The 18,580-nt window shown below is 36.6% G+C and carries 17 protein-coding genes; 12 read left to right on the top strand and 5 right to left on the bottom strand.

The genetic code is table 11. The features are described from left to right. Positions 1–13: 13 nt before the first annotated feature. The 6 genes from kamE (at position 14) to ACXR6G_RS04905 (ending at position 6,175) form a co-directional block, all read left to right on the top strand. Positions 14–802, top strand: a complete 789-nt coding sequence (kamE, locus tag ACXR6G_RS04930; protein ID WP_458360289.1) for a lysine 5,6-aminomutase subunit beta — start codon at positions 14–16, stop codon at positions 800–802. Between the two features lie 67 nt (positions 803–869). Next, positions 870–1,532, top strand: coding sequence for a 3-oxoacid CoA-transferase subunit B (locus ACXR6G_RS04925; RefSeq protein WP_458360288.1), 663 nt, complete (start codon positions 870–872; stop codon positions 1,530–1,532). A gap of 96 nt (positions 1,533–1,628) precedes the next feature. Then, the gene (locus tag ACXR6G_RS04920; protein WP_458360287.1) at positions 1,629–2,834 is read left to right on the top strand and encodes an acetyl-CoA C-acetyltransferase; all 1,206 of its coding nucleotides are present in this window, start codon (positions 1,629–1,631) and stop codon (positions 2,832–2,834) included. Positions 2,835–3,200: 366 nt separating this feature from the next. Continuing rightward, on the top strand, positions 3,201–4,340 hold the full coding sequence (locus ACXR6G_RS04915) for an acyl-CoA dehydrogenase (protein ID WP_458360286.1): 1,140 nt from the start codon (positions 3,201–3,203) through the stop codon (positions 4,338–4,340). Positions 4,341–4,387: 47 nt separating this feature from the next. Continuing rightward, positions 4,388–5,170, top strand: coding sequence for an electron transfer flavoprotein subunit beta/FixA family protein (locus ACXR6G_RS04910; protein WP_458360285.1), 783 nt, complete (start codon positions 4,388–4,390; stop codon positions 5,168–5,170). Positions 5,171–5,182: 12 nt separating this feature from the next. Further along, positions 5,183–6,175 (top strand): electron transfer flavoprotein subunit alpha/FixB family protein, encoded by a 993-nt coding sequence (locus ACXR6G_RS04905; protein WP_458360284.1) that lies wholly within the window; start codon positions 5,183–5,185, stop codon positions 6,173–6,175. Positions 6,176–6,235: 60 nt separating this feature from the next. Here ACXR6G_RS04905 and ACXR6G_RS04900 read toward each other — a convergent pair whose 3' ends face one another. Beyond that, complete coding sequence (locus tag ACXR6G_RS04900) at positions 6,236–6,898, bottom strand: hypothetical protein (protein WP_458360283.1); 663 nt, start codon at positions 6,896–6,898, stop codon at positions 6,236–6,238. A gap of 359 nt (positions 6,899–7,257) precedes the next feature. Between ACXR6G_RS04900 and ACXR6G_RS04895 the strand changes: the two genes are divergently transcribed. Then, on the top strand, positions 7,258–7,908 hold the full coding sequence (locus ACXR6G_RS04895; protein WP_458360282.1) for a DEAD/DEAH box helicase: 651 nt from the start codon (positions 7,258–7,260) through the stop codon (positions 7,906–7,908). 81 nt (positions 7,909–7,989) lie between these two features. Here the strand turns inward: ACXR6G_RS04895 and ACXR6G_RS04890 are convergent, their stop codons facing one another. Then, the gene (locus ACXR6G_RS04890) at positions 7,990–9,264 is read right to left on the bottom strand and encodes a KamA family radical SAM protein (protein WP_458360281.1); all 1,275 of its coding nucleotides are present in this window, start codon (positions 9,262–9,264) and stop codon (positions 7,990–7,992) included. 665 nt (positions 9,265–9,929) lie between these two features. On the opposite strand from ACXR6G_RS04890, the gene ACXR6G_RS04885 reads away from it, so the two are divergent. The 4 genes from ACXR6G_RS04885 (at position 9,930) to ACXR6G_RS04870 (ending at position 13,707) form a co-directional block, all read left to right on the top strand. After that, positions 9,930–11,186: a peptidase U32 family protein gene (locus tag ACXR6G_RS04885; RefSeq protein ID WP_458360280.1), complete on the top strand. Its 1,257-nt coding sequence runs from the start codon at positions 9,930–9,932 to the stop codon at positions 11,184–11,186. A 43-nt stretch (positions 11,187–11,229) separates the two neighbouring features. Continuing rightward, positions 11,230–11,739 carry a peroxiredoxin family protein gene (locus tag ACXR6G_RS04880; protein ID WP_458360279.1) on the top strand — a complete coding sequence of 170 codons (510 nt, stop codon included), beginning with the start codon at positions 11,230–11,232 and terminating at the stop codon, positions 11,737–11,739. Between the two features lie 21 nt (positions 11,740–11,760). Next, positions 11,761–12,564, top strand: a complete 804-nt coding sequence (locus tag ACXR6G_RS04875) for a DUF2797 domain-containing protein (protein WP_458360278.1) — start codon at positions 11,761–11,763, stop codon at positions 12,562–12,564. A 126-nt stretch (positions 12,565–12,690) separates the two neighbouring features. Beyond that, the gene (locus ACXR6G_RS04870) at positions 12,691–13,707 is read left to right on the top strand and encodes a branched-chain amino acid aminotransferase (protein WP_458360277.1); all 1,017 of its coding nucleotides are present in this window, start codon (positions 12,691–12,693) and stop codon (positions 13,705–13,707) included. 53 nt (positions 13,708–13,760) lie between these two features. Here ACXR6G_RS04870 and ACXR6G_RS04865 read toward each other — a convergent pair whose 3' ends face one another. From ACXR6G_RS04865 to hemN, 3 genes are all read right to left on the bottom strand, one after another. Beyond that, the gene (locus ACXR6G_RS04865; protein WP_458360276.1) at positions 13,761–14,543 is read right to left on the bottom strand and encodes a hypothetical protein; all 783 of its coding nucleotides are present in this window, start codon (positions 14,541–14,543) and stop codon (positions 13,761–13,763) included. A gap of 147 nt (positions 14,544–14,690) precedes the next feature. Next, positions 14,691–16,040, bottom strand: coding sequence for a YihY/virulence factor BrkB family protein (locus ACXR6G_RS04860; RefSeq protein WP_458360275.1), 1,350 nt, complete (start codon positions 16,038–16,040; stop codon positions 14,691–14,693). 51 nt (positions 16,041–16,091) lie between these two features. Then, positions 16,092–17,456 (bottom strand): oxygen-independent coproporphyrinogen III oxidase, encoded by a 1,365-nt coding sequence (gene hemN / locus ACXR6G_RS04855; protein ID WP_458360274.1) that lies wholly within the window; start codon positions 17,454–17,456, stop codon positions 16,092–16,094. A gap of 218 nt (positions 17,457–17,674) precedes the next feature. On the opposite strand from hemN, the gene ACXR6G_RS04850 reads away from it, so the two are divergent. After that, the gene (locus ACXR6G_RS04850) at positions 17,675–18,292 is read left to right on the top strand and encodes a glutathione peroxidase (protein ID WP_458360273.1); all 618 of its coding nucleotides are present in this window, start codon (positions 17,675–17,677) and stop codon (positions 18,290–18,292) included. The last annotated feature ends 288 nt before the right edge of the window (positions 18,293–18,580 follow it).

The raw sequence follows: 18,580 nt of genomic DNA, 5'->3' as shown, positions 1-18,580 counted from the left end.
AAAAATAAATAAAATGAGTGGAGGACTTTATTCTACCAATTCGAACGAATTCGATAAGACCTTAGATCTAACAAAAATTAAGCCTTACGGTGATACCATGAACGACGGTAAAACTCAGGTTAGTTTCACCCTTCCTGTGCCTAAAGAAGAGGAAGCTACTGAAGCCGCTAAGCAGATGATGCGAAAGATGGGTTTTGAAGATATCCAAGTGGTGTTTGTTCAAGAGCTAATGAAAGGTTTCACCTTTTTCAACTGCTATGGTAGTTCTATTCATACCGTTGATTATACAACTATCGTTGTACCAAAGGTAGAATCGACTACTATGGATATGCACGAAACAGATGATTTCATTAAAGAAAACATCGGACGTAAAGTTGTTGTTGTAGGTGCAAGTACAGGTACTGATGCGCATACGGTAGGTATCGATGCGATTATGAACATGAAAGGTTTTGCAGGTCACTATGGTTTGGAGCGTTACGATATGGTAGAGGCTTTAAATATGGGATCTCAGGTACCTAACGAAGAATTTATCGCTAAGGCTATCGAAATGAAAGCTGATATTCTTTTGGTATCACAAACGGTAACTCAAAAAGATGTTCATATTCAAAACCTTGTTGAGCTTGTAGAAATGCTAGAAGCAGAAGGTTTACGTGATAAGGTAATTTTGATTTGTGGTGGACCTCGTTTATCACACGAATTAGCTAAAGAGCTTGGATACGATGCTGGTTTTGGTATGAATAAATATGCTGATGACGTGGCTTCGTATATGGCTCAAGAACTTGACAGAAGAATCAACCAATAGATTTATAATTTTGTAGAGATGCACGGCCGTGCGTCTCTACAAAATGTAAACAAAACAACATACCACAATGGATAAAAAAGAAATCAGAGAGATTATCGCAAAGCGTTCTGCTCTCGAATTGCAAGATGGTGATGTAGTAAACTTAGGAATTGGTTTGCCTACATTCATTCCTAATTATGTCCCTGAAAATGTTAATGTAATTCTTCAATCGGAGAATGGTTTACTTGGCATGGGTGCTGTTCCAGCCGAAGGTGAAGAGGATAAGGATTTTGTTAACGCTGGTGGCGGACACATTACTTACAAGCAAGGTGCGAGTAGTTTTGATTCTGCGGCATCTTTTGCTATTATCCGAGGTGGACATGTTGATGTAACCTTCTTAGGAGCTCTTCAGGCTGATGAAAAAGGGAATCTTGCTAACTGGATGATTCCAGGTAAGAAAACGCCTGGTATGGGTGGCGCAATGGACCTTATTGTAGGTGCTAAGCGTGTAATCCTATCTATGGAGCACACAGCTAGAGGAAATCACAAGATTATGACTCTTTGTAACTTGCCACTTACAGCTGCAGGACAAGTTGAAATGATTATTACTGAAATGGGTGTTATGAAAATTACGCCAGAAGGGATTCTTTTAACTGAGATTAACCCAACGTTCACAGTTGAGCAAGTACAAGAAGCTACCGATGCAAAATTGATTATTGCAAAGGACCTAGCTGAGATGAAACAAGCCTAATTTAAAGAATAGGTTATCGGTTTTTTGTTATCGGTTTTTGATTAACTGATAACCGACAGCAGATAACTGAAAACTCACTAAATAATAGTTATTACCATGAGTAAAGTATATATCGTTGCAGCTAAAAGAACAGCTGTTGGAAAATTTTTAGGAAGTTTAACTCCAGTTACTGCTGCTGATTTAGCTGCAGGAGTTATCAAAAATATTATTGAAGAAACAAAGATCGACGCATCTAAGCTTGATGAGGTTGTTGTGGGAAATATCCTAATGGCAGGTCAAAAGCAAGGTGTTGCACGTCAGGCTTCAATTAAAGGTGGTGTACCTCAAGAGGTGCCAGCTTATGGAATTAACATGATTTGTGGTTCAGGTATGAAGTCAATTAACTTGGCTTATGCTAACATCAAATCAGGTGAAGCTAATCTGATTATCGCAGGTGGTACTGAAAATATGTCTAATGCAGGTTTTATTATGCCTGGTACTGTTCGTACAGGACATAGAATGATGGATCTAAAAGCTGTTGACCATATGGTTACAGATGGTTTGACTGATGCTTTCGAAGGTTACCACATGGGTATCACTGCTGAAAACATTGCTGCAAAGTATAGCCTAACTCGCGAAGAGCAGGATGCTTTTTCTTTTGCTTCTCAGCAAAAAGCAATGGCTGCACAGGATGCAGGTCATTTCAAGAATGAGATTGTACCTGTTGAGATCAAAACCCGTAAAGAAACTATCATTTTCGATGCTGATGAGTTCATCAACCGTAGAACGAGTGCTGAGAAATTAGCTGGTTTACGTCCTGCTTTCAAAAAGGATGGCACAGTAACTGCTGGTAATGCTTCAGGTATTAACGATGGTGCTGCTTTCGTATTAGTCGCTTCTGAAGAGGCTGTAAAAGAGCATAACTTGACTCCACTTGCTGAGATTGTAGCAACAGGTCAAGGTGGTGTAGATCCAGCTATTATGGGTATGGGACCAGTTCCTGCTATTGCTAACGCTTTGAAAAAGGCTAACATGAAATTAACTGACATGGAAGTGTTGGAATTGAATGAAGCTTTTGCAGCACAATCATTAGGTGTGGTTAAGCAATTATGCGAAGATCATGGTGTTGCTCCAGAATTTTTCCAGGAGAGAAATAATGTGAACGGTGGAGCTATTGCTTTAGGTCACCCAATTGGCGCATCAGGAACACGTATCACAGTAAGTTTGATTCACGAAATGAAACGTTCTAATAAGCAATTCGGTTTAGCATCACTTTGTATTGGTGGTGGTATGGGGACTGCTTTGATTCTTAAGAACGTTTAATAGAATTCTAAGTATTTATTGGGGCTGAATTTTTGATAATTTAGTCTTAATTTTAGATATAATCGGTTGTTGGTTTTTATAAACCAACAACCGATTTTTTTATAGGCTAGTTAAGAGTGATATATATAAAACGAAAAGGGCCTTTATATTTTCAGTGATTTAGTTATTTGTTTCATGAATTGTTCAATATTTAACGGCTTGTATTGTTTGTGTTGAGATAATCTAATTTTCTGATATATAACATATCATGTTGTATCGAAAATCATTTTTACTAAGCTTTCTTTGCAGTGAAAATTTGCAATTAAAGAAATTTTTCCGGATTGAGCCCAAACTTGATCTGAAACTTAATTTTGAAATAATACATTAATGAACTTTAGCCTTACAAAAGAACAGGAGTTGTTCCAGCAAATGATTAGGGATTTTGCTGAAAACGAAGTGAAGCCACTTGCTGCAGAAGTAGATGAGCAGGAGCGTTTCCCAATCGAAACGGTTGAGAAAATGGCGAAGATTGGAATCATGGGAATTCCAATTCCAAAGCAATATGGTGGTGCAGGTGGAAATAACCTAATGTATTCTATGGCTGTTGAAGAACTTTCAATGGTTTGTGGAACAACTGGTGTTATTGTTTCGGCTCACACGTCTTTGTGTGCATCACCTATTTTGGAGCACGGAACTGAAGAGCAAAAGCAAAAATATTTGCCAAAACTAGCTTCTGGTGAATGGATTGGCGCTTTTGGTTTAACAGAGCCTAATGCTGGTACTGATGCTGCTGGTCAGCAAACGACTGCTATTGAAGATGGTGATAACTATATCATTAATGGATCTAAGATCTTTATTACCAATGCTGAATATGCACATGTTTATGTGATTTTCGCAATGACTGATAAGTCTCAGGGTACTCGTGGTATCACAGCTTTTATCATTGAAAAGGGTACACCTGGTTTTTCTTTCGGTAAGAAAGAGAAGAAGATGGGTATTAAAGGTTCAGCAACTAGTGAATTGATTTTCGAAAACTGTGTACTGCCTAAAACAAATATGCTTGGAAAATTGAGCAAAGGTTTTGGTGTCGCAATGAAAACCCTTGACGGTGGTCGTATTGGTATTGCTGCTCAAGCTTTAGGTTTGGCTCAAGGTGCAATCAATGAGACTGTGAAATATGTGAAAGAAAGAAAACAGTTTGGTCGTGCCCTTTCTGCTTTCCAGAATACACAGTTCCAGTTGGCTGATATGAATACAAAAACAGAAGCTTCTCGTATGTTGGTTCGCAAAGCGGCTTACAAAAAGGATAATAAAATGGCTTATTCTGTTGATGCAGCTATGGCTAAGCTTTATGCAGCCGAAACAGCTATGGAGGTAACAAATAAAGCCGTTCAATTACACGGTGGTTATGGTTACACTCGCGAATACCCAGTTGAGCGTATGATGCGTGATGCTAAAATTACTGAGATCTACGAAGGAACTTCTGAAGTTCAAAAAATGGTGATTTCAGCTAATATGCTTAAATAAGCATAGGGTGTAAGCTATTAGTTACGAGAATCTAAAAGAATAAGAAAATGAAAATAGTTGTCTGTATAAAGCAGGTTCCTGATACTACCGAGATTAAAATCGATCCAAAAACAGGAACTCTAATCAGAGAAGGCGTACCAAGTATTATCAACCCTGATGATAAGGGTGGATTGGAAATGGCGCTACAGTTAAAAGAAGATAAGGGTGCTCACATTACTGTGATTACTATGGGACCTCCACAAGCAGATTTGATTCTTCGCGAAGCATTTGCAATGGGAGCCGATAGAGCTATCCATTTGACCGATAGAAAATTTGCGGGTGCAGATACTCTAGCAACATCATATGCTCTTGCAGGAGCGCTTAAAAAGCTTGATTTCGACCTTTTGATTACCGGTCGTCAGGCAATTGATGGTGATACAGCACAGGTAGGTCCTCAAATTGCTGAGCACTTAGATTTACCTCAGGTGTCTTACCTTGAAGATTTGAAGTTTGATGGTGAGAAAACATTCACTATGAAGCGTCATATCGAAGAGGGTTACCAAATTTTGGAGGTGGAAGCACCTTGTGTGGTAACCGTTCTTTCATCGGCAAATAACCCTCGTTATATGACTGTTGGTGGTATCGTTGATGCTTACCAAAAAGAAGTTGAGGTTTGGGGTAAAGATCAAATCGAAGTGGATGAAACTTTATTGGGTCTTAAGGGATCGCCAACAAGTGTACACAAAGCTTTTGCCCGTGGTTTGAAACCAGCTGGCGAACTTTACGAAGTAGATACTGACGAGGCTGTTGGAATCATTATTAACAAGATGAAAGAAAAATTCATTCTATAAATCGTTGAGACTATGAATTTAGAAGATTACAAAGGCATATATGTATTTGTTGAGCAACGCGAAGGTCTTGTTCAGAATGTGGCATTGGAACTTTTGGGACAAGCACGACGATTGGCAGATGAATTAAACGATAAGGTTTATGCTATGCTTTTAGGGCATAACATCGCTGCTAAAGCACAAGGATTAATTGCTGCTGGTGCTGATGAGGTTTTAGTTGTTGATGCACCTGAATTGGCTGATTACACAACTGAGCCATATACTCAAGCTATCTGCAAAATTATCAATGATAGAAAGCCAGATTCAGTATTAATCGGAGCAACGACTATTGGTCGTGACTTGGGACCTCGTATTTCAGCTCGTGTTAAAACGGGTTTAACTGCTGACTGTACTAAGATCGAAGTAGGAGCTAACCGTGAGTTATTGATGACTCGTCCAGCTTTTGGAGGTAACCTAATGGCAACTATCGTTTGTAAAAAGCACCGTCCACAAATGGGAACGATTCGTCCAGGCGTAATGTTTGCTTTGGATACGGATACAAATCGCGAAGGTATTATTACTGACTACAAAGTTGTTTTCGATGCATCGAAGATTAAGGTGAGGTTGATTAAAACCGTTAAAGAAGAAACCAACTTAATCGATATTACTGAAGCTAAGATATTAGTATCGGGTGGTCGTGGTATTGGCAACCAAGAAGGTTTCGAAGCTATGGATGCTTTGGCTACTACGCTTGATGCTGAGGTTTCAGCTTCTCGTGCTATGGTTGATGCAGGTTATATCGGTCACGACCGTCAGGTGGGACAGACTGGTAAAACTGTACGTCCAGACCTTTACTTTGCTTTCGGTATCTCAGGCGCTATTCAGCACGTTGCAGGTATGGAAGATTCAGATTTGATCATCGCTGTAAACAAAGACAAGAACGCACCAATTTTCCAGGTGTCTGACCTTGGTATTGTTGGTGACGCCAAGCAAATCATCAAGAAACTAAACGAGAGATTGAAGAAGTAATCTTATCGCTTATCATATTGAAACCTGACAGGTTGATTTACATCATGTATATCTAACCTGTCAGGTTTTTTTTATTAAATACCTCATGCCAGCAATAAATATAATTAGTATAGCTAGGATTAAATATAGAGGGAGTAGTTTAAACGCTATTTTTGGTCCATCAATAAAATAGGTAATAGGAAAGACTGCAATTGATACTATTGTAAAAATATATATTATGGGTTTAAATAATCTTTTAAAACCAAAAGGCTTGAGTTTATACTCTACGATAATATGATCAAATTTCTTACAAAAGCGATCGTAGTGTTCTATCTCTTGCGATGATTTGCATGCCATTATAGTCTTCCCTTTTTCACCTTCAAATTTTAAATAGAGTTCCTTACGTTCGGTTCCTGAGCTTAAGTAAGAGCCAAAACTGATATAATAATATTCTAAATTGTTCAGTGAGTATTCCTTTTGGTTAATCTTGATAACTAAATTCTGTTCATCTATAGATAAACTCATTTTTGTCCAGAATAGCTGCTGCTTATTTCTTGCAATTAATAGGCTTATAGAAGCACTAAGCAACATTGGGATTCCAAAGGAAATAAAGATGCTGGGTGGGATTGGGAACCAAACTCTCACATTTAAAATAGCAAATGGGATAAAAGGGAATAGCATGAGGGAAAAAGTTACTAAAGCGACTGTCCATCTACTTTCTATTGTGTCAAATCTATAATTCATTATTTTTTCAATTTCTTTTTAAGACTTTATAATAAACACAAGTGTTGTCATAACTTTCAGGTTATTAGGTTTAAAAATCGGTGTAGTTTAAGTTTAAATGACATTGTTGTTTTTTATGTTTTGTAATTTGCAAATGTATAAGAAATAGTGAAACGTGTTATATTGACTATAATAATATTCAGGGTAGTATAAATATACACCAGTAGATGTTAGGTTTTGGATCAATATTAAAATCTTAGTCAGCTATTTTCCTCCTAAATTTCTCTTTGCTAGGGATAATTGCCATCTTTGTGCCTGAATTAGACATCAATCGCTCTTTTTAATGGATATGGATTGATGGCACTGCTTAATTAGAAGATATGTTTTTAAAGAAACTAGACGAACAGCTAACTATTGCCCTTGAACAAGAGGGTTTTGAAAAGCCGACACCTATACAAAAGAAGACAATTGGTAAGATGAAGAGTGGGCGTGACTGCCTGTTTATCGCTCCTGAGCAATCAGGTAAAACCACTGCCATTGTTATTGCCGTTATTCAGCAACTGAAAGAGGCTTTGAATGATGTTCCTAGAGCTTTAATCGTTGTGGAAGATAGAGCGAAAGCGGAGGCCTTGAAAGCGCAGTTCGATTTATTAACTGAGGATACCAGCTTACGTGTATTTGCCGTTTTTCAGGGTGAGCATATACTTAAGCAACGTGATAGAGTTTATGCCGGTTGCGATGTGCTAATTGGTCCAGCTAAATTCCTAAATGAGCTTTATTCCAATTCGGGAATGAACTTGAATGGTTTAAAAATGTATATCATCGATGATGGATACACTGTGTTTAAACATGAGATTACATCTCAGATAGATAGACTAACAACAAGTACACCTGAAACTCAGCGTGTTGTTTTCACTACGAAAATGAATGTGAGAATAAACGACTATCTGGAATATTATATGATTGCTCCTGAGATTTTAGAGCTTAAGGAAGAAGTTAGCGAAGAAGCTAGTGAAGAAGATAATAAGTAGTAGAAAGTAAATATTCTGAAAATATAAAAAGCCATCGTTCTATAAAGAGCGATGGCTTTCTGTTTTTATTATGAGTTTTGATTAGTCGTCGAACATGAACTTATCTGTAAATGCAGGTTTAAGATCACTTATCCAAAGTGCTTTATCGTCGTATTTTGCAAAGAAAGGTCGTCCTACCCATTCCGGATTACGTCCTTGTAAGAAATTAAGAGCGTATTGTTTTTCTCCATTAATCTCGGTGATACCCAAAACCTGAACTTTACCAGGGGTCGCTGACATAACTGGCCCACGAACGGTACGGCAAATACCACTCACTTGAGAGTAAGCATTACGGAAAATATTCCAAGCTTCTTCTAAAGTTAGTCCAAAATACTCCTGAGCACCAGTTTCACGAGCCATAAACATATAGTAAGGGATCATACCCATATCTACCTGCTTACGCCACATATTTGCCCACATATCAGCATCGTCATTCAAATGTCTTAACAATGGAGATTGAGTTCTAATAACGGCACCTGTTTCGCGAATAGCTTTTGTTGCTAATGAAACAGCAGCAGTTTTCAATTCACTTAAGTGATTGAAGTGAGCCATGAATGATAGGCTAAGTCCCGCATCGGTAATTGATCTAAACACATCAAGAAGTTCTTGAGCATCGTCATCTTTTGTATATCGGTATGGCCAGTATGCTAATGTTTTTGAACCAATACGAACTGTTTTTAGATTTGGAAGATCAGCTTCAAGTATTGCATCGATATACGCCTTGAAAACTTTTGATTTCATAATCATCGGATCACCACCAGTGAATAATAAATCTGTAATCTCGCTGTGCTCTTGTAGATAAGCAATCACAAGATCGATTTCCTTCATGGCAAACTTTAAACCCTCTAAATTAGTAAACTGTGGCCAACGGAAACAGAAAGTACAGTATGCATGGCAGGTCTGTCCCTGAGTAGGGAAAAACAACATGGTTTCCTTGTACTTATGCTGAGCACCCATTAGCTTTTCGCCATTCAACTCAGGTAAGTTATTTGCCTGTCCCGAAGGGTTGGGGTTCAATGTTAACCTAATTTCGTTTGATACCTGTGCAATTTCCTTAGCTGAAGCTTTTGCTTGAATCAATTCAGCCATTCTATCGAAATATTTTGTTGAAAGCATGCCTTTCTGTGGAAAGGTCAGGCGAAAAATTGGATCTTCACTGAAGTTATCCCAATCTATCAACTCGTCAATCACATAGTTGTTTACCTTAAAAGGAAAAATCTCCCCCAAAACCTCAATATCAAATATCTGTGCAGTTGTCAGTTTCTGCATCTGAACGATATTTTTAAAGGTCTTTTGTGTATAAACTTTATACTTCATCGAAAAATATATGTTTTTAGTTGTAAACTTATTTTTACTTGTTGCGAGATAAATTATCCCCAATTGTTACAATTAGTTTTATCTCAGAATCTTACATAGCGGACAGCTATCCCTTATTTAAGAAATGTAAAGAGCCTAAAATAAAGGGCTTCCGTTCCTTTTTTAAGGTTAAAGTCCAATTTTCTCAAGAACAAGGTTCTAGAAAATAATCTTAAAAAGCTATCAGTAAAAACAATAGTGAAGATATATGTCCTATTTATATTGGACGAATATATTTCAATAAGGTTCCGGTACTTAACACCGAAGTGGAATTATTTCCTTTAAAAATTTTCAACGAATATGAATAAGGAAGATGATAATTCCGTGTATCAAAAATAGCTAGCCGCGAATGTACGATATTTGGTAACTTTAAACAAATATAGATGTGAGCTTTACACTAAAATAAAAGACTTGTCTTTCTTTTAATATTTTGCATGAGTGCCCGATAAAGATTACTTTTGCTGAAAATCAGGAATTCAGCTCCATTTAGCTTGTCTTATTGAGACTTGGAGTATCTGGTTTATATTAATAAACTTTAACAAGGTATTGATGAATCGTAAAAAATTCAAGTATACCTTTTCCATTACATATCAAGAGTAAAATCTGATAGTTCATATTAGAAATTCATGAAGCGTACAGATATAGAATTAATGGCACCAGTAGGATCATATGAATCCTTAATGGCAGCCATACAAGGAGGAGCCAATTCCATTTACTTTGGCATTGAGCAATTGAACATGCGAGCCCGATCGTCGAATAATTTCACAAAAGATGATCTTCGCGAGATCGTTAAGATCTGTAAAGAAAATGAGGTGAAAACCTACTTGACAGTGAATACGGTTCTGTATGATAACGAGATGAATTTGATGCATGAGGTGATTGATTCAGCTAAGGAAAATGGCGTTACTGCCATTATTGCAGCTGATATATCAGCCATTCTGTATGCTCGTTCAATTGGAGTTGAAGTTCATATCTCAACCCAGTGTAATATTACCAATATCGAGTCTGTGAGGTTCTATTCACAGTTTGCTGATGTGGTGGTTTTGGCTCGTGAACTGAATTTAGATCAGGTTGCCAATATTTACCATCAAATTGTCAAGCAAGATATTCGTGGTCCTAAAGGAGAATTGGTTCAAATTGAGATGTTTGCACATGGTGCTTTATGTATGGCCGTATCTGGAAAATGTTATTTAAGTCTTCACGAAAAATCGTCATCTGCCAACAGAGGGGCTTGCATGCAAACTTGCAGAAAGGCTTATATTGTAACAGAGAAAGAATCGGGTAACGAACTTGAGATTGATAATCAGTACATCATGTCTCCCAAGGATTTGTGTACCATTGGTTTTGTAAATAAATTTATAGATGCTGGTGTTCGTGTGCTTAAGTTTGAAGGCCGAGCCCGCTCTCCGGAATATGTAAAAGCGGTATTGAGTTGCTATAACGAAGCTGTAGACGCCTACCTGGATGGTAGCTATGGTGAAGAAAAAATAGCCGTTTGGAAAGAAGAATTAGCCACTGTTTTCAACCGTGGTTTCTGGGATGGTTACTACATGGGACAGAAAATTGGCGAATGGAGTTCGGAGTACGGAAATCGTGCAACCAAGCGTAAGATGTTGATTGGGAAAGGAACCAACTATTTCAACAAGATTAAAGTTGCAGAATTTCAATTGGAATCTCAAGAATTGTGTGTTGGTGATACCATTTTGATCACGGGTCCTACTACAGGTGTTGTTGAAACAACTATCGAAGAGATTCGTGTAGATTTAAAACCAGTAGAAAAAGCTGTAAAAGGCGATAGTTTTTCTATTGCGCTGGATACTGTCATTCGACGATCAGATAAACTATATAAGATTGTTGATGTTCATGATGATTTACGTCAATAAACGATGAGATAACCCGACCACTTAACAACTAAATAGCTGACTAATGAAAAGATTTTTATTACTAGTACTTGCCTTGGTTTTTACGACTAGTTTATGGGCAGATGAAAATGAAGGTAATCTAACCAAAAAAGGACAAGTTGCACCCGATTTTACGGTGACAAGTTTGGACGGTGAGCATTTTAAGCTTTCAGATATGAAAGGGAAAGTTGTTCTTGTTAACTTCTTTGCCACTTGGTGTGGCCCTTGTATGAAAGAGTTACCTGAGCTTGAAAAACAGTTATGGCCTCGTTTTAAAAATGAGAATTTTAAAATGATCTCTATTGGGCGTGAGCATACAAAAGCAGAATTAAATAAGTTTCAATCTGCCAAGAAATTTACTTTCCCAATAGCAGCTGATCCTCAACGTCAGATTTATGCGAAATACGCTGAGAAATACATCCCACGAAATTATATCATCAACAAAGAAGGGCAGATCATCTTTCAGGGAAAAGGCTTTTCACAAAAAGAGCTTGATGAAATGATGATGATAATTGAAAAGGCAATAAAAGAATAGATTTAAAACTAATTCGACTCAATGATGCAATATAAAGGGAACTTGTTTAAGATGCGTACACAACTTAAGGATGTTATAACATATGAACTTCCTATAGGTGACGATTTTGTTGATATGAATACACTTATCGGCAAAAAGTTAACTTGGACCTATCAGAACCAAATCAACTGTGTGCATTGTGGTAAGAAAACCAAAACGTCCTTCTTTCAGGGGCATTGTTATACTTGTTTCACAAGCTTGCCACAAACCGATGCAAGTATCATGAATCCTGAATTAGATGAATCGCACTTGGGCATTTCTCGTGATATGGAATGGTCTAAAGAGAATTCTTTGAAACCACACTATGTCTATTTAGCCTTTTCAAGCAACCTAAAAGTTGGTGTTACTCGTGAGTCACAAATTCCTACACGATGGATAGATCAAGGCGCAATAAGAGCTATAAAGCTTGCTAAAACACCTAATCGACATATTGCAGGTATTATTGAAGTTGCTTTGAAAGAACATTTCGCTGATAAGACCAATTGGAGAGCCATGCTTAAAAATGAAGGAGAGGCTTCTGTTGATTTATTATCTGAGAAACAAAAGGCAGCCGACTTACTTCATCCTGAACTTCAGCAATATGTATGTTCTGAAGAAGAGGTTTATGAGCTTAATTATCCAGTAGAGCAATATCCTGTAAAAGTGACCAGCCTTAGCTTTGATAAGCTTGACACTTTTGAAGCAGAATTGCAGGGGATTAAAGGGCAGTACCTTATGTTTGAAGGTGGAAAAGTTATGAATATTCGAAAACACAACGGTTATTTGGTTGAATTGAAAGTAGAATAGGTAAAAAACAGATAATTTGAAGGTAAAAAGACCAAATATCTTAATATCTTTGTATTGAGTATTTGATACTTGAATAAAACAAAACACAATAAATATCCTTTACTAATCGTAAAATTCTGAAGTAAAATGGAAAATATAGACTGGAAAGAATTTGGTTTTGGTTATACTAAAACTGATTATAATGTACGTTGTAACTACCGTGATGGAAAATGGGGAGAATTAGAAGTATCTTCATCTGATCAAGTAAATGTGCACATTGCTGCTACAGGCTTACATTACGGACAGCAAGCATTCGAAGGTTTAAAAGCATTTAAAGGTCCTGATGGAAAAGTAAGAATATTCCGTATCGATGAGAATGGAAAACGTCTTCAGAATTCATCTAATGGTATCATGATGGCTGAAATGCCTTTGGACTTGTTTCATGAAGCAGTAATTAAAGCGATCAAATTGAATGAAAGATGGATTCCTCCTTATGAGTCTGGAGCTTCTCTTTACATTCGTCCTGTTCTTTTCGGAAATGGTCCTCAAGTTGGTGTTAACCCAGCTCCTGAATATACATTCGCTGTATTTGTAATGCCAGTAGGTCCTTATTTTAAAGAAGGTTTCAAACCAACTGACTATGTAATTTACCGCGAGTACGATCGTGCTGCTCCACAAGGAACAGGTACTATCAAAGTTGGTGGTAACTATGCTTCATCTTTAAGAGGTGGAACACGTGCACATGATGAAGGATATTCTGCAGTACTTTTCTTAGATGCTAAGGAAAAGAAATATATCGATGAGTGTGGACCTGCTAACTTCTTCGGAATTAAAGGGAACTCTTATGTTACTCCAAAATCAAACTCAATTTTGCCTTCTATTACAAACAAAAGTTTGTGTCAGATTGCTGAAGATATGGGTATGACTGTTGAGCGTAGACCAATTACTGTTGAAGAATTGGCTGACTTTTCTGAAGCGGGTGCTTGTGGTACTGCTGCCGTTATTTCTCCAATCCGTAAGATTGTTGATGCTGACAAGAAAGTAGATTATTTCTATGGTGATGAGGCTGGTAAGACAAGTTTCAAATTGTACGAAACACTACGTGGAATTCAGTATGGAACTGTTGAAGATAAGCATAACTGGAATACAATTATCGAATTTTAATCGATTCGAGATATAAAATAGGAGAGGGAGTTCTTAATTGAACTCCCTCTTTTTTATTTCGACTGTTTTAGAAATAGTGCTACTGCTAACCAATACTCTTCGCCACCAACTTGGTTTATCCACAAAGCTCGTGAGCCATGATGACCATTGCCTTCTGGGATAAATTGGATTTGATTTTTTGTTAGTTTGTGCTTATCGAGCAATTGACTAACACCTTTAGCTTCATGCTTTGAACTTGTTAAAAACATAGGTTTCTCAAAATCTTTGAGGACATCTATCAAACTTCCTTTTTTATCTGATAAGTAATTGCCAGGGCTGAATGACAGGACAGTACTCACTTGTTCCATTTCAGCAGCCAAATACAAGGCTAGCGTTGATGAATAAGAACTTCCCCATAGAATAACTTTGGAATTAAATTTTTCACTTAAATAAAGAATGGCAGCCCTCATATCGGGTTCGGCATCTATATAGTCAACGCTTTTGTTTCGTTTTCTAGCTCTTAGGTAAGTGAGGTTCTGCTTATCGCCTATCGGGCCACCCGAACGTTGATCTATAGCTAAACAATTAAACCCCATTTTGTTTAAGCGTTCTGCAATACCAGCATATTCAAATTTATTGAAACGAGCTTGATGGCAAAGTAAAATAACAGGTGAGTTATCATCAATCTTATAGAGATGTGATGAGATTTTAAGGGAGTCGAGTGAATTGAATTCCACAAGCTCAGGGCAGTCTTTCTTTTTTTCGGGGCAATTTACCTTGGAGTATTTATCAACCTTTGTAGAACATGATGCATTCAATGCAAAATATATTACGAGTACTGATATTAATCGAATCATGAGGGGTTAATTTAGGATAAATATGATATTATTAAATTCCTTATTTTCTCAAATCAATCAATAGATGGAAATGTGTTGGGTCTAGTTGTTTCAATTTAGATATTGAGTCTTCCCATTTACATCATACCATAATAGTAGAACAAATTATCAAACCATCTCAACATCCTTCAACAGCACATTTCCACTTTGTTGTTCAAAATTTATCTTGTACTCACTTATTAGATGAGTTAAAGTATCAAAAACCTTGCCTTTTTTTACAGGAATATCATCTGAGCCGTATTCTTCCAATGAATTAATCACTTTATTTAAGCTCATATCTGAAATATCAAAAGCTGGGGCATAAGCCTTTTCCTTATCTCTTTCTGTTGTTAATATTGATATTAGTCCGCAATTTACTAAATTAAATAATATTTCTCGTGTTAAACGGATGGGTAATTCTAATTCGTGTGAAATATCTTTAGATCGGTATGGTTTATTGTCTTGAGTGAAGTTTTGAACAATCTTATGAACAATGATTAAACTCAATAACCTACGGAAGTTGTATGATATCTGAGTCGATTCAGCTTCGAACTCATAGCTTTCAACATTTTGCTCGGCAAAAGAAATTTCAGCACCAAAGAGTACTACAAGCCAACTGAGTTGCAACCACATTAAAAATAGCGGCAAAGCAGCAAAACTACCATAAACGGCATTGTAAGAGGTTACATGCGATTGAAATTCTATATAACCAATTTGTAAGAGTTGGTAGATTGTCCCAGCCACAATACCAGCTAACATGGCAGATTTGAATTTGACACGGGTATTTGGCATAAAGGCATAAATACCTGTAAAAAGAACCCATACAAGAATGTAAGGTATTAGATTGATAAGGAAAAATATGAATGGACCAACAGTTTCAAATAGCGAATTTCCAACTATAAGATCACTCACCATCGATTTGATAAAAACAGTGAGAGCACTAGAACCAATGAGAAGAATTGGACCAAATATCATGATGGAAGTGTAGTCGGAAAACTTACGTGACCAGGTTCTACTCTTTTTTATCTGCCAAACGTCATTAAAGGCTTCTTCTATATTGCTAAGGACTTTAATAACAGACCAAAATAGAATTGCAAAACCTAAGCCAGCTATTAATGTTCCTTTGGTATTCTCGAGCATTTTGTTGGCAAATTCAATCAGCCAAGTCAGAACTTCTTCTTGTCCTGATAAGCTCTTTGTTAGCTCTTTTTCAAGTAGTTTCTCCATTCCAAATCCTTTGGCAATTCCAAAAAACATGGCTAGTACTGGAACAACTGATAATAATGAGTAAAAAGTAAGGGCCGAAGCCCTTAGTTGACACTTATCTTCATAAAACCCTTTGATGGCCAATAAATAGATTCTCAGTTGTCTCATTAAAAAATAGCGAGAGCCTGATAAATCTTTTAAGCGCATACTCCAAACACCTTGACTTAGAAAGTTCATAAGGTCATTGAAGTGGATTTTAATTTTGTTGATCATTATGTTGATATTTTAGATAACAATTGTCTATTGCTATGTAAATCTACAAAATTAGATTGCTTTTGAAAACATATTGCCTGCACCAGATTTGGCGTTTCTTAATCTGTTATCAAATAACTTACAGATATTTCTTAAGAAAGTCATCCCTAAATCAGATACCTCAAGCTTTTCAGAATCAAAACTTAAGATGCCTTCTTCTGCCATAACTTGGAGCTCTTTCTCAATAGTTTCAGGCATATATGGTTTTAAGTCATCAGAAAAAATAAGTTCTCTTCTACAAGAAATATCTAAAATAGCTTTTTTAACATGTAAATCTTCATCCGTAAGATAGCAAGCCTTAACCAATTCAAGTTCTCCTTTTTCAGAAGCAGCTTTATATAAGTGTATTTCTTTAGGATTTTGAGCGTAAGCATATTTCGCATCAGAAATAGATGAAGCGCCTAAGCCGATTAATAGCTCAGTATGAGATGTATTGTACCCCATGAAGTTCCTGTGTAATCGCTTTTCAATTTTGGCTTGATACAAATTATCATGAGGCAAAGAGAAATGATCCATTCCCACGTCATCGTAACCAAGTTCAGCCAGCTTCTCTTTTCCTAATTCGTACAAGGCTCTTTTTCCAGAGCTATCTGGAATATCTTCTTCGGTAAACAGGCGTTGCCCTTTACTCTTCCAAGGTACATGAGCATATGAATAATAGGCAATTCTATCCGGCTTAAGCTCAGCAACTTTTTCAAAAGTATCTCTAACTGAACTGATTTCTTGTTTAGGTAAACCATAAATCAAATCGTAGTTCACAGAATGGTAGCCAATTTCTCTGGCAATTTCTGTTACTTCTTTCACCGTTTCGTATGATTGAATGCGACTGATAACTCGTTGAACTTCAGTATCGAAATCCTGAACACCAAAACTGACTCTTCTAAAACCAACCTCATAAAGAGCTTGCATGTGTTCACGAGTTGTGTTGTTTGGATGACCTTCGAAACTGAATTCGTACTCTGGATGTAAATCGGCATGGAGCTTGATTCCATCGATCAATCGTTTTAAGTTTTCGGGATTAAAAAAGGTTGGCGTTCCACCACCTAAGTGGAGTTCTCTAAGAATAGGTTTTTCGTCAAATTGATCCAGATAGATGTTCCATTCTTGAAGGAGAGCATCTATGTATGAATCTTCAACCTTATGGTCGCGTGTGATGACTTTTGTGCAGGCACAATACGTACACAAACGCTCACAATATGGGAGGTGAATATAAATACTGATTCCTTTTGTTTGATTAGACTCATTAAAGCATCGCTTCACTAGCTTAAACCATTTATCAACATCAGGTTTATCATCTCCCCAAAAGGGAACAGTAGGATAACTTGTGTATCTGGGAACCGGAACGTTATATTTGTCTATTAATGCTTCTCTATCCATAACAATGTGTCTTGATTTTTATTCAAACTCATTTCTAATACAATACAAAGATATCTTTTTTTATTAATGTTCAAACCTACTTAAAATCCTGCTGTTTAGAGGTTTTTTGAGTTGTGCATATGGCTTGTGAGTCAGGTGTTTGGATTTTTAAGACATAAGTGTCTTTTATTTCGTAATTATTGAATAACTTGCATTTTGAATTTTAAAAAATAGATAAAATGAAAGTACTAAGTATTTGCACAATAATTTTGGCCGTTTTATTTACGCTGCCATTACAAGCACAAGATAAATTCTTCGATTACAAGCTTAAATCTTTATCTGGTGAAGAAGTCCCAATGAGTTCTTATAAAGGGAAAGTTGTGATTGTGGTAAACACAGCTAGTAAATGTGGTTTAACACCTCAATACGAAGGTTTAGAAGCAATGTATAAGAAGTATAAAGATCAAGGTTTGGTTATTTTAGGTATGCCTTGCAATCAGTTTTTAGGACAGGAGCCAGGTAGTTCTTCTGATATTGCTGAATTTTGTCAGAAGAACTATGGTGTTAGCTTTCCTATGTTTGAAAAAGTTGAAGTTAGAGGTGAAAATGCACACCCATTGTATAAGATGTTGACTTCTAATAAGCCATTTAAGGGATTTGATGATTCGGCTTCTGGGCAGAAATTCAAATCGTTCTTGAGTGAGAAATTTCCTGAAATTTATGAAGGTAATGGCGTTAAGTGGAATTTTACGAAGTTTATTATTGATAGAAGTGGAAAACTGGTTAAGCGTATAGAACCTAATATTGCTCCTAAAGATTTTGAAAATGAAATTGCTGAAATGCTAAGTGATTTATAGAGGTGTCACCCTTATGTTTCTTTTTATATTACGAGTTAAAGATGTTCTTATTTCAAGAACATCTTTTTTTTATTTACATCCAATAAAGTGCCATTTAGTTCGTTAAAATAAAGTCATCTACTTGTGAGGTACGATATTGAATTGTGCAAAGGGCTGAGTGAAAATTAAAAAAGTTAAAAAAAGATGTAGGTCTGCATGCTTTTTTTATATTTGTGGGACTAGATAATTAGAGACGATATTTTGATTAATAAACGATCGGTATAGACAAGTCCTCTATTTTTATAGGAT

The organism is Ancylomarina sp. YFZ004 (assembly GCF_054254355.1).
Note: the sequence above shows the minus strand (reverse complement) of the source record. Positions and strands in the feature narration are given on the sequence as shown.

Excerpts from the sequence above, each read along its gene's own strand:
- ACXR6G_RS04890 (WP_458360281.1), bottom strand. The coding sequence starts at position 9,264 with ATGAAGTATAAAGTTTATACACAAAAGACCTTTAAAAATATCGTTCAG.
- ACXR6G_RS04915 (WP_458360286.1), top strand. The coding sequence starts at position 3,201 with ATGAACTTTAGCCTTACAAAAGAACAGGAGTTGTTCCAGCAAATGATT.
- kamE (WP_458360289.1), top strand. The coding sequence starts at position 14 with ATGAGTGGAGGACTTTATTCTACCAATTCGAACGAATTCGATAAGACC.
- ACXR6G_RS04860 (WP_458360275.1), bottom strand. The coding sequence starts at position 16,040 with ATGATCAACAAAATTAAAATCCACTTCAATGACCTTATGAACTTTCTA.
- ACXR6G_RS04865 (WP_458360276.1), bottom strand. The coding sequence starts at position 14,543 with ATGATTCGATTAATATCAGTACTCGTAATATATTTTGCATTGAATGCA.
- ACXR6G_RS04850 (WP_458360273.1), top strand. The coding sequence starts at position 17,675 with ATGAAAGTACTAAGTATTTGCACAATAATTTTGGCCGTTTTATTTACG.
- ACXR6G_RS04910 (WP_458360285.1), top strand. The coding sequence starts at position 4,388 with ATGAAAATAGTTGTCTGTATAAAGCAGGTTCCTGATACTACCGAGATT.
- ACXR6G_RS04885 (WP_458360280.1), top strand. The coding sequence starts at position 9,930 with ATGAAGCGTACAGATATAGAATTAATGGCACCAGTAGGATCATATGAA.
- ACXR6G_RS04900 (WP_458360283.1), bottom strand. The coding sequence starts at position 6,898 with ATGAATTATAGATTTGACACAATAGAAAGTAGATGGACAGTCGCTTTA.
- ACXR6G_RS04870 (WP_458360277.1), top strand. The coding sequence starts at position 12,691 with ATGGAAAATATAGACTGGAAAGAATTTGGTTTTGGTTATACTAAAACT.
- ACXR6G_RS04895 (WP_458360282.1), top strand. The coding sequence starts at position 7,258 with ATGTTTTTAAAGAAACTAGACGAACAGCTAACTATTGCCCTTGAACAA.
- hemN (WP_458360274.1), bottom strand. The coding sequence starts at position 17,456 with ATGGATAGAGAAGCATTAATAGACAAATATAACGTTCCGGTTCCCAGA.
- ACXR6G_RS04875 (WP_458360278.1), top strand. The coding sequence starts at position 11,761 with ATGATGCAATATAAAGGGAACTTGTTTAAGATGCGTACACAACTTAAG.
- ACXR6G_RS04905 (WP_458360284.1), top strand. The coding sequence starts at position 5,183 with ATGAATTTAGAAGATTACAAAGGCATATATGTATTTGTTGAGCAACGC.
- ACXR6G_RS04880 (WP_458360279.1), top strand. The coding sequence starts at position 11,230 with ATGAAAAGATTTTTATTACTAGTACTTGCCTTGGTTTTTACGACTAGT.
- ACXR6G_RS04920 (WP_458360287.1), top strand. The coding sequence starts at position 1,629 with ATGAGTAAAGTATATATCGTTGCAGCTAAAAGAACAGCTGTTGGAAAA.
- ACXR6G_RS04925 (WP_458360288.1), top strand. The coding sequence starts at position 870 with ATGGATAAAAAAGAAATCAGAGAGATTATCGCAAAGCGTTCTGCTCTC.